The organism is Candidatus Margulisiibacteriota bacterium (assembly GCA_003242895.1).
Taxonomy (GTDB): Bacteria; Margulisbacteria; Riflemargulisbacteria; order GWF2-39-127; family GWF2-39-127; genus GWF2-39-127.
In genome coordinates, this window is the sequence record QKMY01000062.1 from 22,025 (window position 1) to 36,236 (window position 14,212).

The 14,212-nt window shown below is 39.4% G+C and carries 16 protein-coding genes; all 16 read left to right on the forward strand.

Features of this window, described 5'->3' with window-relative positions; all coding sequences use genetic code 11:
• Positions 1–25 precede the first annotated feature (25 nt).
• The 16 genes from DKM50_11825 to DKM50_11900 all read left to right on the forward strand — a co-directional run bounded on the left by DKM50_11825 (position 26) and on the right by DKM50_11900 (position 14,170).
• The gene (locus tag DKM50_11825) at positions 26–979 is read left to right on the forward strand and encodes an ABC transporter (protein ID PZM78243.1); all 954 of its coding nucleotides are present in this window, start codon (positions 26–28) and stop codon (positions 977–979) included.
• The gene (locus DKM50_11830) at positions 976–1,692 is read left to right on the forward strand and encodes an ABC transporter (GenBank protein ID PZM78244.1); all 717 of its coding nucleotides are present in this window, start codon (positions 976–978) and stop codon (positions 1,690–1,692) included. The genes DKM50_11825 and DKM50_11830 overlap by 4 nt, the downstream gene beginning before the upstream one ends.
• Complete coding sequence (locus DKM50_11835; GenBank protein ID PZM78245.1) at positions 1,683–3,248, forward strand: hypothetical protein; 1,566 nt, start codon at positions 1,683–1,685, stop codon at positions 3,246–3,248. The genes DKM50_11830 and DKM50_11835 overlap by 10 nt, the downstream gene beginning before the upstream one ends.
• 134 nt (positions 3,249–3,382) lie before the next feature.
• Positions 3,383–4,291, forward strand: coding sequence for a hypothetical protein (locus DKM50_11840; protein PZM78246.1), 909 nt, complete (start codon positions 3,383–3,385; stop codon positions 4,289–4,291).
• 246 nt (positions 4,292–4,537) lie between these two features.
• Positions 4,538–4,729 (forward strand): hypothetical protein, encoded by a 192-nt coding sequence (locus tag DKM50_11845; protein ID PZM78247.1) that lies wholly within the window; start codon positions 4,538–4,540, stop codon positions 4,727–4,729.
• A gap of 119 nt (positions 4,730–4,848) precedes the next feature.
• Positions 4,849–5,967 carry a hypothetical protein gene (locus DKM50_11850; protein PZM78248.1) on the forward strand — a complete coding sequence of 373 codons (1,119 nt, stop codon included), beginning with the start codon at positions 4,849–4,851 and terminating at the stop codon, positions 5,965–5,967.
• A 278-nt stretch (positions 5,968–6,245) separates the two neighbouring features.
• Positions 6,246–6,797, forward strand: a complete 552-nt coding sequence (locus DKM50_11855; protein ID PZM78249.1) for a hypothetical protein — start codon at positions 6,246–6,248, stop codon at positions 6,795–6,797.
• A complete protein-coding gene (locus DKM50_11860) occupies positions 6,798–6,989 on the forward strand; it encodes a 50S ribosomal protein L32 (GenBank protein ID PZM78250.1) in 192 nt (63 codons plus the stop codon).
• Positions 6,990–6,996: 7 nt separating this feature from the next.
• Positions 6,997–7,980 carry a phosphate acyltransferase PlsX gene (locus DKM50_11865; GenBank protein ID PZM78251.1) on the forward strand — a complete coding sequence of 328 codons (984 nt, stop codon included), beginning with the start codon at positions 6,997–6,999 and terminating at the stop codon, positions 7,978–7,980.
• A gap of 19 nt (positions 7,981–7,999) precedes the next feature.
• The gene (locus DKM50_11870) at positions 8,000–9,001 is read left to right on the forward strand and encodes a 3-oxoacyl-ACP synthase (protein PZM78252.1); all 1,002 of its coding nucleotides are present in this window, start codon (positions 8,000–8,002) and stop codon (positions 8,999–9,001) included.
• A gap of 106 nt (positions 9,002–9,107) precedes the next feature.
• Positions 9,108–10,265, forward strand: coding sequence for an acyl-CoA dehydrogenase (locus DKM50_11875; GenBank protein ID PZM78296.1), 1,158 nt, complete (start codon positions 9,108–9,110; stop codon positions 10,263–10,265).
• Positions 10,266–10,329: 64 nt separating this feature from the next.
• Entirely contained in the window at positions 10,330–11,115 is a 786-nt protein-coding gene (locus DKM50_11880; GenBank protein ID PZM78253.1) for an electron transfer flavoprotein subunit beta, read from the forward strand.
• Between the two features lie 11 nt (positions 11,116–11,126).
• Positions 11,127–12,299: an electron transfer flavoprotein subunit alpha gene (locus tag DKM50_11885; protein PZM78254.1), complete on the forward strand. Its 1,173-nt coding sequence runs from the start codon at positions 11,127–11,129 to the stop codon at positions 12,297–12,299.
• A 1-nt stretch (position 12,300) separates the two neighbouring features.
• The gene (fabD, locus tag DKM50_11890; protein PZM78255.1) at positions 12,301–13,149 is read left to right on the forward strand and encodes a [acyl-carrier-protein] S-malonyltransferase; all 849 of its coding nucleotides are present in this window, start codon (positions 12,301–12,303) and stop codon (positions 13,147–13,149) included.
• Positions 13,146–13,886 (forward strand): beta-ketoacyl-ACP reductase, encoded by a 741-nt coding sequence (locus tag DKM50_11895; GenBank protein PZM78256.1) that lies wholly within the window; start codon positions 13,146–13,148, stop codon positions 13,884–13,886. The genes fabD and DKM50_11895 overlap by 4 nt, the downstream gene beginning before the upstream one ends.
• Before the next feature lie 44 nt (positions 13,887–13,930).
• Entirely contained in the window at positions 13,931–14,170 is a 240-nt protein-coding gene (locus DKM50_11900) for an acyl carrier protein (protein ID PZM78257.1), read from the forward strand.
• Positions 14,171–14,212: the final 42 nt, after the last annotated feature.

A 14,212-nucleotide genomic window follows, 5' to 3' on the forward strand; every position in this document is an offset into this window, starting at 1 on the left:
TATAATATAGAAACAAGGAAAATGCATGATACGTGTAGAAAATTTAACGAAAAATTATGGCAAGTCCAGAGGCGTCTCAGACATATCCTTCACTGTAAACAAAGGTGAAGTTGTTGGATTCCTTGGCCCTAACGGAGCCGGTAAAACAACCACAATGAAAATACTCACCGGATATTTTGCCCAAACACATGGAAAAGCTTACATTGCAGGAATTGACGTACTCAAAGATCCGCTGGGAGTAAAAAGGCAAACCGGATATTTGCCGGAAAACACACCTCTTTACCAAGACATGGGAGTCATCGAATACCTCAAGTTCATTGCACAACTACGCCAAATCCACCCTTCAAAAATCAGAGAACATCTGGCAAAAGTTATTGAAGATTGCGGTCTGAAAGAAGTTTTGCACAAAGATATTTACGAGCTGTCAAAAGGATACAGGCAAAGGGTTGGAATAGCTCAGGCGCTCATCCACGAACCTGCAATCCTGATCCTCGACGAACCCACAAGCGGACTTGATCCGAGCCAGATAATAGATATCCGTAATCTAATAAAAAAACTAGGACAGGAAAAAACAATCATCTTGAGTACGCACATACTCCCGGAAGTCTCAGCCACTTGCAACAGGATCATCATTATCAATAATGGCAAAATCGTAGCCTCCGGCACACCCAAAGAGTTATCGAAAAGCCAATCAAGTGGTACAATAATAAAGTTAACCTTTAAAGGAGATTTTCATTATTTCTCAAAATTACTCAAGAAAAAGTATGGTTATGACATTGTCATTGAACAAAAAAAGTACAAATCCTCGGGCTGGCTTAGATTAACAATCCAATTATCGCAAGAGAGTGTTAATTCGGAGGAAATATTCTCTATAGTCGCCCAGAACAAGTGGCTGTTATCGGAATTAAAAGCGCAAGAGCTTACGCTCGAAGATATTTTTCTTAACATAACAACACAGGAGAACCAAGAGGTCCAATGAAAATAATCTGGATAATATTTAAAAAGGAATTCACCTCCTATTTCACATCTCCGATAGCCTACATTTACATCTCTATATTCACGCTGTTTACCGGATGGTTTTTCTTTCGCGGCTTCTTTTTATACGGACAAGCAACAATGCGGGAATTTTTCTCTCTGTTGCCCTGGATATTTTTATTTTTTATCCCGGCAGTAACAATGAGGACCTGGTCAGAAGAAAAAAAAATGGATACGATCGAGATACTATTAACCTTACCAGTTAAGGATTACCAGGTAATCATGGGAAAATACTTTGCAAGCCTCCTGTTGGTAACGATAGCGATATTCTTAACACTTCCTCTTTATCTTGTCGTTTCACTGCTCGGCAGTCCGGACCATGGGGTTATTGTCTGCGGCTATCTTGGCAGCGTCTTACTCGGTGCGGCGTATTTATCCATCGGGTCGTTTGTCTCCAGTCTCAGTGAAAACCAGATTGTTGCGTTTATTCTTGGCGTAACGTTATCCTTTATTCTTTTTATCTTAGGAGAGAACATCGTATTATATTCTTTACCATATTCGGTCTCAACAGTCCTTCACTATCTGGGTCTAGGGTCTCATTTCGAAAGCATCAGCCGGGGGGTCCTTGATAGCAGAGATATCGTTTATTATATCTCTATAATTTTCTTTTTTATTTATTTAAATATGCAGTCACTGGAAAAACGTAAATGGCAATAATACTTGATCGCCTAAAAAAATATAAACCATCTGTTACGACAATCATTTATTCAAAAATATTGTTAGTATCGACAATCCTTATCTTACTCAATGTTATCTCCTCAAAAATTTTCTTTCGCGCTGATCTGACAGAAAACAATATTTACACTATCTCAGCCTCAACAAAAAAAATTCTCACCAATCTTGATGACGTCATTTCGGTTAATGTTTATTTCTCTAAAGAATTGCCGGCTTCGTTTGTTAACTTAAAACGACAAGTCACGGATATAATGGAAGAATACAGGATATGTTCGAACAACAAAATCAAATATCAATTTATCGATCCGGCAGAAGATCCGGAAACAACGTCCAAAGCGCAAAAAATCGGCATACCTGAAATACAGATGAATGTCATCGAAAAAGACAAACGCGAAGTAAAGATGGGATATCTTGGTCTTGCGCTATTCTATGAAGACAAAACTGAAGTTATCCCGGTTATCCAGAATACAGTCAATCTCGAGTATGATTTGACAAGCCTTATACTGAAAATAACCAGAAAAAGCAATTTTACCATCGCATATCTCAGCGGAAGCGGCGAACGAAACCTGAGCAGCGAATATCGCCTTTTAAATGAAGGTCTATCTAAGCAATACAATATAAAGGAAGTAAGCATTGCAAAAGGACAACGTTTCCCCCAGAACGCCATGGCCTTAATTGTGGCTGGCCCTGAAAACACCTCTGAAGAAGAAAAATACGCAATCGACCAGTTCATTATGCAAGGGAAAAAAGCAATTTTCCTTATTGACACCCTTAGAATAGAAAACCTTAATGCAGCCACAAAAAATACAAATATTGCGGAACTGCTCGACAATTACGGAGTAAAAATAAAGACCAACCTTGTTCTCGACAAAAGCAATACAAGCGTAGCCTTCAACAGCGGATTCATAACCTTCTCCATCCCCTACCCGCTCTGGCCAAAGCTCATAAACAGCAATTTCGACAAAGAAAATCCAATTACATCCAGGCTTGATAGCATCGTTCTTCCCTGGGCAAGCTCCTTAATTGACAAAAAATCTCCGGGAATATCCTTCACTCCTTTACTATCCACAACGGAAAAAGCCTGGACCCAGGACAAAGATTTCGACCTGAACCCCCAACAGGAATTCCTCTACCAAAACACCGGCAAGCACACAATTGGAGCGATCCTCAAAGGCCGCTTCCACAGTTTTTACAAGAACAGGCCAGACGCAAAACAGCTTAGTCCTCAGACAAGTATTATTGTCGTCGGTGATTCCGACTTCTTACTCGATGATATAGCCAGGAGATTTTCCGGCAACCTTAACTTTCTTATGAATGCAGTAGATTTTATTGCTATCGGAGATGACCTCATCTCAATAAGGGCAAAAAACATCAAAGATAAGCCGCTCAGTGACATTAACAACAAAATAAAAGTACTCATAAAATTTATTGCAACGTCAACCGGCACCCTCATTATAATGGTTGTCGGTTACTTCAGGTATAATTTGAGAAAAAAATTCAAACAGAGAATCTCATCTGAACAAAATTCAATCTCATAGGAATATTTCGTTCGGGACAAAAGCTTCATCGGAAAGTTTTTCTTAGTACTCTCGACAATATTCTCGATTGATGGTACCTTTTGAATAATCAGCACTTTAATGTGTTAGCAACAAAAAAGGTACCGTAGCCTAGCATGAAAAAATACTATATTAAATTATTTCTCGCAATTATCGTTCTCGCAATTATTGCAATTATTGTATCAAAACCTCTTTATACATCGCGCAAAGCTGATACGGCATCGAACAGCCAATTAGAGATTAAGGCACAAGAAGAAATCAAAATACGAAAAGGCTCCACATCACTCTATCTCATCAAAGCAAAAGAACACGTGTGGGAAACCAACGACGAAGATGCCTTAAAAATCAATATGACCATGCTTAATAAACTCATGAAAACAATTAACGGATTCAAGTATCATGAGATTATCTCAGAAAATCCTCAAAAATATGAATACTTTAACGTCACTGACGAAACTGCTTTTGTTTTCTGTACCTTCAAACATTCCCAATTAACCAGCAAGTTTTATATTGGAAAACATAACCCGCAGTACAATTCAACATTCATAAGGAAAGAAAAACAGCCTCAAGTCTTTCAGGAAAATGGAGAACTGGCTGATTCATTCCAGCCTGAACGCCAACGATGGATCGAGAACACAATACCCCTAATTGATGAACCCTCGATAAACAGAATTACCATAAAATTCCCTGACAAGAAAATAGTATACGAAAAAACCACCAGCAACAACTGGCTGGCGGAAAACCACAAATCATATACGAAACAAGCAACTAAGCTACTCGAAACATTTCACAATTTAGTTGTAGAAAAACAAGTTCCCAGGAAAGAAATAAAAAAAATGCTTCCGAAACACGAAACATATTCGATAGATTTCGGGCAGACCAATCAAAAAAGCACCACCTATATGATTTATCTTCTTGATGATTATGGAGTTTACCTAAAAGACCAGAAAGAATCATATATATATAAGGTCGACAAGCAGGCTATTTACCCCATCAGTTCCTCCAATTATTACGAGGGTCTATGACAAATAATGAGAGCTTCATGGTAGCATTGTGATGCCCGGCAAAAAGTTATCCCGGGTAAAACACTCGTCCCCTAATTTCCTTTCAAAAGAAAATAAACTGATGCTTTTTCTTGACCGGTATATTATTACTATGTTACCCTATTATTAATCGTTGATTATTTCTTGCTGGAATATGCTGGGCCTCAACAAGCTCCTGCTCGGCAAAAGTATAAAACATCCGCAATCAACAACAAAATGGTGGAATAAATGTTAATTCTCGTTGGTTTATTATCGCTTATCGCTATAGGAATCGGAACAATGCTCATTAATCTCTCAGAAGGGGATAATACAGTAAGTATGGTCTCATTCTGGGTTGGCATATTAGTTGTCATCGGAAGTCTTTACTTTGTAGTCCTTACCCTCATAAACCCTTCTGTCATCACAGGAACTGCTCTTTAAATATTTTTTTGGCATTTTATTAACGTCAAATAATAATACGGTCCAATTATTAACTATAATTTTTAATAAATTTAGGCTATACTTTATGCGAAAATACAATTGATTGATTTTGAAAGGATATGAAAACTATGGATAATCGAAAATATTATAAAATAAGTGAAATATCCGATATTCTTAAAATAACTACAAGAACTATACGCTATTACGAGCAGGAAGGACTCTTAAGCTCAGTAACCAGGACTCCTGGCGGGATGAGGCTTTTTACCGAAAAAGATGTTGAGTTAATTAAACAAATACGAGGTTTACAAAAAGATGAATTTCTCTCGTTAACACAGATAAAAGAACAACTGACAAACGAATCCGTAGAGAATATAGATCAGGAAGAAAACATTGTCATCGTTACGGACAGCACAGCTTCTCTACCAAAAATGATAATCGATGACCTGAACATCCGGATAATCCCACTTAATATCATACTCGATGGGAAAACGTATAAAGATGGGGTCGACATTAATGCTATCGATTTTTTTAATAAAGTGAACGGTAGTAATTACAAAGCAACGACGGCCCCGCCTTCGCAAGAGTCATTGGTTCAGCTCTACCAAAGTCTGGCAAAGTCCGGATACACAAAAATTTTATCAATTCATATCGCCAACCATTGGAGTGAGACCTTCGCTACCGCGCAGTCAGCGGCAAAGCAAGTCAGCAACGTTCACATCGAAGTGGTTGATTCATTTAACACAGGATTGGGAATGGGACTTTTGGCCTATGTTGCAGCAAAGATGGCTAAAGAGAAAAAAAAATTTTCATATATAATCGCAGAAATTAAAGAAAAAAGAAAACGTTGCTGGCAAATCATGTACATCAATTCTCTTGATTATTTCATTCAGGGTGTAGATAAAACAACTATTCAAGGAGAGCTATTAAATACCTTACTGGATTACAAACCCATTTTATTCTACAACCCGGAATACGGAAAATTCACTGTCACCGACCGCACGAATAATCCGGAAGAAGCGGTGACGAAACTGCTCAAATCCATCAAAGATTACGAAAAAGAATACGGACGGATCTTCCGGTATGTAGGCATTACCCATAGTTATTTTTACCAGGAAGCATACGAACTTATGAAAAGGATTAAAGCTACATTTCCTTATGTAAACGTTATTATCGCTGAAGCATCGCCGATAATAAATACCTATGTTGGATTTTATTCAATGAGCATGAGTATATGTTAGCGGGTGTAAAATCAGAATCGGACTTTCACCGCGAACAAAAAATATCTTATCAATTTTTCTTTTTAGAGCTGCCGGACACGTCTGTCACGCTGAGAGCGTAGTTCATACGATCAGCCCGGAGAATACTCAGCGTATTCAGGTAACAATCCTGCCATCAACCAGGTGAACCTGGCGAGCCAGACTGGCAAAACCCTGATCATGGGTCACCATACGTATTGACTATTCATGTTGACAACTAACAAAAACGTACTATATAATGCTTAGGCGTTTCAAGATCAATGACAAAGAAGGCCACCCTAGTGAAAATTGATTTATCTTCTATCCTCAAAGAGGTTGGAAGCAAACAGCATATTGAGATATCAGAGGCCATGGATTTTCATGATGAGCCTTTGGAGTTAACGAAACCGGTCAATGTCAACGCTGACATTACTAATACTGGAAAATCAATACTGCTTAAGGGAGTCGTTAGTACAGAAATCAAACTTGATTGCGGAAGATGCTTAAATAAATATAATTTCCCGCTACATTTTCGAATAGAAGAGCAATACTGTAAAAACAGCAAAGACTATAAAGACATTACAGGTGAAATAGAGTTAACCGATGAAGACTTTGTCTATTTAATAGAAGAAGACAATACTATTGACCTTTATGAAATTATAAGGCAAAATATTATAGCACAGATACCAATAAAACCCCTTTGCAGCCTAGATTGTATAGGAATACAAGTAATAACCGATACTAAAGAGGAAATAGATCCTCGGTTTGCAAAGCTGAAAGAGTTTAAAGAGCGTCATTTAAAAGATAAAAATAATGAATGGAGGAATAATTAAGTGGCAGTACCTAAACATCGACATTCTAATGCGAGAACAAGATCTCGTCGAGCACATTGGAAAATAACAATCCCGGAATCTACAAAATGTCCGGCATGTAACGAAGTAATAAGACCATATACAGCTTGCTCTAATTGTGGACAATACAAAGGAAGACAAATTCTTACCACAAAAAGCAGTAAGGAGCAATAGCTAAATAATGAGACTGGCTGTAGATGCGATGGGGGGAGACAATGCCCCAGCTGCAGTAGTTGAAGGGTCAGTTAAAGCAGCAAAAGCCTACAAGGTAGAAATTGTCCTTGTAGGGAGAAAAGATGACATCCAACATGAGCTAAACAAATACTCATACCCGAATGATTTAATTTCAATCCACCATGCTTCCGAAATTATTTTAATGGATGAAAGTCCTGTTGCTGCTATAAAACAAAAAAAGGACTCATCTATTAATGTAGCAATAAACCTGCTAAAAACCAAGCAAGTAGATGCCGTTATATCTTCCGGCAACACTGGCGCATATATGACAAGCGCTCTCCTGAATATCGGAAGGATACACGGAATCGAACGACCGGCTATCGCTACACTAATTCCCACTCATAATTCAAAAACCATGTTCCTCGACATGGGTGCCAATGTTGATTGTAAACCTAAACATCTCTACCAATTCTCACTTATGGGTAATGTATTTGCAAAAGAAGTTTTAGGCATCGCCCACCCCAAAATAGCATTATTAAATATTGGAGAAGAAGAAGAAAAAGGCAATGAGCTTACATTTGCAACCTACAAATTATTAAAAGCCTGTAAAGAGATAAACTTTATAGGGAATATCGAAGGAAAAGATGTTCTCACAGGCCGTGCTGACATAATCATTTGTGATGGCTTTGTCGGAAATATGCTGCTCAAGTTCGGAGAAGGATTGGGGCTCTATCTGGGTAACATTCTAAAGAAAGAAATCAAAAACAGCATTTTCGCAAAAATCGGCGCTGTATTCCTATATCCGTCATTACAGCGCATAAGAAAATTCATAGACTACGATGAATATGGAGGCGCCCTTCTTTTAGGCATTAACGGTATCTGCATTAAAGCCCACGGCAGAGCTAACGAAAAGGCATTCCAGAATGCTATAAAGGTAGCAATTGATTCAGTCGATCACAAAATAATTGATATTATCAAAAAGTCATACTAACCAGGAAGAAGGTTGAATAATGGCAGAAAACAAAATCTCTGCAGGTATTATTGGTGTTGGCTCTTGTGTACCGCCAAAAGTTGTAACAAATGATGACATTGCAAAGATGGGGCTCGAAACTTCCGATGAATGGATTCGTGCACGTACCGGTATCGGAGAAAGAAGGCTTGCTGACAACCTCAGCACATCTGACCTGGCCCTTCAGGCATCAATAAATGCACTAAAAAGCGCAAACAAAAGACCTGAAGAAATTGACCTTATAATTACTGCGACCTGTACTCCCGATCATCCGCTATTTCCTTCCGTAGCCTGCATAATCCAAGATAAACTTGGGGCCAAAAACGCAGCTGCATTTGACCTGTCTGCTGCTTGTTCCGGATTTGTTTATGCGCTAGCCACCGCATCTCAATTTATTGAAGCCGGAAGTTTTAAAAACATTCTTGTCATTGGGGCTGATACTCTCGCAAAAAACGTCGATTGGACAGATCGTGGTACCTGTATATTATTCGGAGATGCCGCAGGAGCAGTAATCCTATCGGCCGTTCCTCACGGCGAAGGGATTCTTTCATGGACTTTGGGAGCACAAGGTTCAGGCGGCGATTTGCTTATTATTCCGAATGGGGGATCAAGAACTCCCCTTACTCCTGAAAATATTACAGAAAGAAATCACTATATTAAAATGGATGGAAGGGCGGTTTTTAAATTTGCTGTCTCCATCGTTATCGATTCTATCGAAAAGAGTCTGTCAAAAGCAGGGCTCTCAAAGAAAAATATCGATTACTTTATTCCTCATCAGGCGAACAAACGAATAATTGACTTTGCTGCCGAGCGGCTAGGCTTGTCCGAAGAAAAAGTCTGTGTTAATATCATGAATTACGGAAATACCTCATCAGCATCTATACCTCTTGCTCTTGACGAAGCGGTTACTGCAGGAAAAGTAAAAAAAGGAGATTTGGTTGCCATTATGGGCTTTGGTGGGGGTCTGACTTGGGGATCTGCTATTTTCAGATGGATGGCATAACAAGATAATAGGCACATCAAAAATATGCAACAGCCAAATACGAGTACGTTTTTTTTTAAGAAAAAAGAGAGATTCATTAAATAAAAGGAAGGGGCATTATTATATGATGGATTATGGCTTAACTGAAGAACAAAAAATGATCAGAGATTTAGCAGCAAAAATTGCTAATGAGAGAGTACTCCCGGCAAGGGCAGAACTCGACGAAAATGGAGAATTTCCTTGGGAAATCATGAATTGCTGCGCAGAAGCAGGCTTATTCGGGATCTATATCCCAGAAGAGTACGGCGGTTTTGGTGCAGGAGCATTCGAGTCAATTCTTGCAATAGAAGAATTAAGCAAAGCATGTATCGGTGTATCGGTTTCTTATGCAGCTAGCGGATTGGGAAGTTATTCAATATTATTATTCGGGACCGAAGAACAAAAGAAAAAATATTTACCTGATATAGCAGCAGGGAAAAAACTAGCAGCATTCGGTCTTACCGAAGCAAACGCAGGAAGCGATGCCGGTGGCATTCAAACCACGGCAGTCCTTGATGGGAACGAATATGTTATCAATGGTACCAAACAATGGATCACGAACGGCGGAGAAGCAGAAACTTACACCGTTGTTGCGATGACAAACAAAGCCAAAGGCGCCAGAGGAGCGAGCACCTTTATTATTGAAAAAGGCACACCAGGGTTTTCTTTCGGAAAAAAAGAAAACAAAATGGGTATAAGAACATCCGCAACTCGAGAACTCGTATTCGAAAACTGCAGAATTCCTAAAGAAAATATTCTAGGGAAAGAAGGTATGGGGTTTCTTATTGCAATGAAAACCTTAGATATGTCACGACCAGGTATCGGAGTTCAAGGTGTAGGGCTTGCTCAGGGTGCACTTGATTTAGCTGTCCAATATGCCAGAGAGCGCGTTCAATTCGGCAAACCGATTATTGCAAACCAGGCCGTACAACATATGCTTGCAGATATGGCAATGCAGACTGAAGCAGCCAGAGCTCTCGTATATGCAACAACACGTTTTATGGACGCAGACAGCGGCAGCTATTCCAAAGAGTCAGCTATGAGCAAATGCTTTGCGGCTGATGTAGCGATGAAAGTTACTACCGATGCCGTTCAGATCCTTGGCGGGTATGGCTATATGAAAGAATATCCTGCTGAAAAGATGATGAGAGATGCAAAGATTCTTCAGATTTATGAAGGAACAAATCAGATTCAACGAAATGTAATAGCACAATGTCTAGTCAAAGAAGCAGCATCTAAAAAATAAATTAATTTCAGGGGGCAAAATAATATTTGCCCCTTTCGTTATTCATAACGAGGAGGATATATTCGTGGATATTATTGTATGTATAAAACAAGTTCCTGATACAAGCGACGTTAAAATCAATCCTGAAACCAATACATTAATGAGAGAAGGGGTTCCCAGCATAACGAATCCATTCGATGAAAATGCAATTGAAGCTGCTCTGCATCTCAAAGAAAAAGTTGGAGGCAACGTAACTGTCGTCAGTATGGGCCCACCGCAAGTTGAAAGTGCTCTGAGAGACGCTATAGCTTTAGGGGTAGATAATACCGTACTAATAAGCGATCGCGCGTTTGCAGGCGCAGACACTTGGGCTACATCGTATACCTTGGCGAAAGGCATAGAAACCCTTGGCAAATACGATTTAATAATCTTCGGCAAACAAGCAATTGATGGAGATACAGCACAGGTTGGACCGGGGGTGGCAGAATTTTTGAATATCCCGGTAGTTACCTACGTAAGAAAAATAGTTGAAGTTAAAGACAACATAATAACCGTTGAGCGAATGTTTGAAGATGGCTATGAAGTTATTGACATCAAACTTCCTTGTGCAATAACTGTACTTAAAGAAATTAACACAATAAGAATGCCATCCCTCAAAGGAAAAATGAAGGCAAAAACTGCGGTTATCGACAAACTGTCTGCCCAGGATATTAATGCAGATCTCTCATTGTGCGGACTTAACGGATCACCAACGCAAGTAGTCAAAATATTTACGCCGCCGCCAAAAGGCAAAAGAGAAATGCTGTGCGGAGAAATCTCAGAAACAGTTTCATGTTTATGCCAAAAACTTAAAGATCTGAAAGCTATTTAGGAGGACAAAATATGGGTATTTCAGTTAATGATAATTGTATAGGTTGCAGCCTTTGCGTTAGAGTCTGTCCTTTTGGTGCAATAGTTATCGAAGAAGAAAAGGCAATCATTGCTGACAATTGCACTCTTTGCGGCTCATGTGAATCAGTCTGCAAATTCAAGGCAATCACGATAGAACGAAATGAAATGACTGCCAAAGACCTTAATGAATATAAAGGAGTCTGGGTATTTGCCGAACAGCGCGAAGGAAAGCTGCAAGAAGTATCACTCGAACTACTTGGCGAAGGAAAAAAACTAGCCGCAGAATTAGGAGTTGAGCTTTCTGCCGTAATTTTTGGCGACAATGTTTCACAGGCAGCGAAAGAACTGATTGAATACGGAGCACAAAACGTTTATATGGCTGAGAATCCTCAATTAAAGAATTTTGCTGTAGAATCTTACACTGATGTTATGAGCGATCTCATTAAAAAGTTTAAACCGGAAATAGTACTCGCAGGAGCAACCAGCGTCGGACGCGCATTTATTCCTCGAGTTGCAATCCGGGTTAAAACAGGACTCACAGCTGACTGTACAGAACTGGCAATTGACGAGAAAAAAAGATTACTTTTACAAACACGACCGGCATTTGGCGGCAATATTATGGCAACAATAATATGCCCGAATCACAGACCGCAAATGGCAACAATTCGTCACAAAGTATTTAAAAAAGCAACGAAAGACAGCGCACATCAAGGAAAAATCGTGTCGTTCACACCAAATATAACCAGCAACCTCGTTACGGTAAAAGAAGTCGTTTACGAAATGCAAAACAAAATTAACATTTCAGAAGCAGATATTATTGTTTCTGGAGGAAGAGGGATAGGTAAGCCGGAAGGATTTACACTTCTTGAGCAGCTTGCTAAGGTATTAAACGGAGCTATCGGGGCAAGCCGTGCCACAGTTGACGCCGGGTGGATACCTGCCTACCATCAAGTAGGCCAGACAGGGAAAACTGTTTGTCCGAAACTTTATATAGCCTGCGGAATATCAGGGGCAATTCAACATCTTGCCGGGATGCAGAGTTCTGACATTATTATCGCCATCAATAAAGATCCGGGCGCTCCGATATTTAACGTAGCTACATTCGGTATTGTTGGTGATCTCTACGAAATTATACCCGCGATGCTAAAGGAGTTAAATAAATAACATGAAGACTGCTTTCGTTTTTCCAGGACAGGGATCTCAATTTGTAGGGATGGGAAAAGACCTTCCAAACCAGGAAATTTTTGACCAGGCAAATAACGTTTTAGGATTTGATCTAAAACAACTATGCTTAAACGGTCCTGAAGATGCACTAAAGCTAACCCAGAATGCTCAGCCGGCAATTTTTACTGTAAGCTATATGCAATTCAAGCTACAAGAGGTGCAACCGGACATCGTAGCCGGACATAGTCTCGGTGAATATACCGCACTTTGCGCCGCAGGAGTGCTGGATTTTGAAACAGCGCTCACTCTCATACGTGTCCGTGGGCAACTTATGGAAAAAGCTGTTCCTGCTGGACAAGGAACGATGGCAGCCATACTCGGAATGGATCAGGAATCGCTCAAAAAAGTCTGTGATTCGGTTGACGGCAAAGCACAAATTGCAAACTATAATTCCCCCGGACAAATTGTTATTTCGGGAACAACTGACGCTATAAAAAAGTGTTGTATTCTAATTTCTGACACTTATGGGAAAAAAGCAATTCCACTACCAGTAAGTGGCCCCTTTCATTCTCAATTAATGAAGCCCGCTGCAGAACAATTTCGTGATTATCTAGATAAAGCTCCATTCAATGAACCAAAGATTCCGATTATCATGAACGTAACCGCCGATTATTTAACATCCGCCAGCCTAACAAAAGAACTGTTGGTAAAGCAGCTATACTCATCCGTATTATGGCAGCAATCAATAGAAAAAATGCTTACGGCAGGAGTAGTAACATTCACAGAGATTGGTCCGGGCAAAGTTCTTTCCGGACTTATCAATAAAATCAAAAAGGAGTGGTCCAAATGAATTTAAAAGGTAAAGTTGCAGTTGTAACAGGAAGTGGCCGTGGAATCGGGAAATCAATTGCGTTAAAACTGGCAAAAGCTGGAGCGGACGTAGTAATTAGTGATATTAACCTGGAAATTGCGCAAGCCACTGCTTCAGAAATCGAAAGCTTAGGCGTAAAAAGTATTGCTCTTAAATCAAATGTTGCCAATTCTGCCGATGTTGAAGAATTTTTCAAAGAAGTCTATACACAAATGGGAAAAGTTGATATATTAGTAAACAATGCTGGCATTACAAAAGATACTCTCATCATGAAAATGTCTGAAGATGAATGGGATGCAGTAATAAGCGTTAACCTAAAAGGTGTCTTTAACTGCACAAAAGCTGTTTACCGAAACATGATGAAGCAGAGATCAGGAAAAATCGTTAACATCGCATCAGTTGTGGGAATAACAGGGAACGCTGGACAGGCGAATTACTCCGCATCAAAAGCTGGAGTTATCGGTCTCACAAAAACAACCGCAAGAGAACTGGCATCTCGCGGGGTTAACGTAAACGCAGTAGCACCAGGTTTTATTGCTACAGATATGACAGATAAGTTATCTGATGAAGTTAAAGAAGCTGTAAATAAAAAAATCCCATTTGGTGAAATGGGTACACCAGAAGATATTGCTAATGCGGTATTGTTTTTAGCTTCTGAGGAGGCTAAATATATAACAGGACAAGTTCTTGTTGTAGATGGTGGCATGGTAATGTAATAGAATTTATAATATAGGTAATATAAAGGAGGTGAAAACAGAAGATGACAGAAGAGGAAGTATTTAATAAAGTTAAAGCCGTGGTAGTTGATCAACTAGGAGTTTCTGAAGATGAAGTAACCAGAGATGCTGCATACGTAGACGATTTAGGAGCAGATTCTCTTGACACTGTTGAGTTAGTTATGGCACTTGAAGAAGAATTCGATACAGAGATACCAGATGAAGACGCTGAAAAATTAACCACTGTTGGAAGTACTGTAGATTACATTGTTTCTAATATATAATAATTGTTTTATTAACGCTATAACGCGGATTTATATTGATAA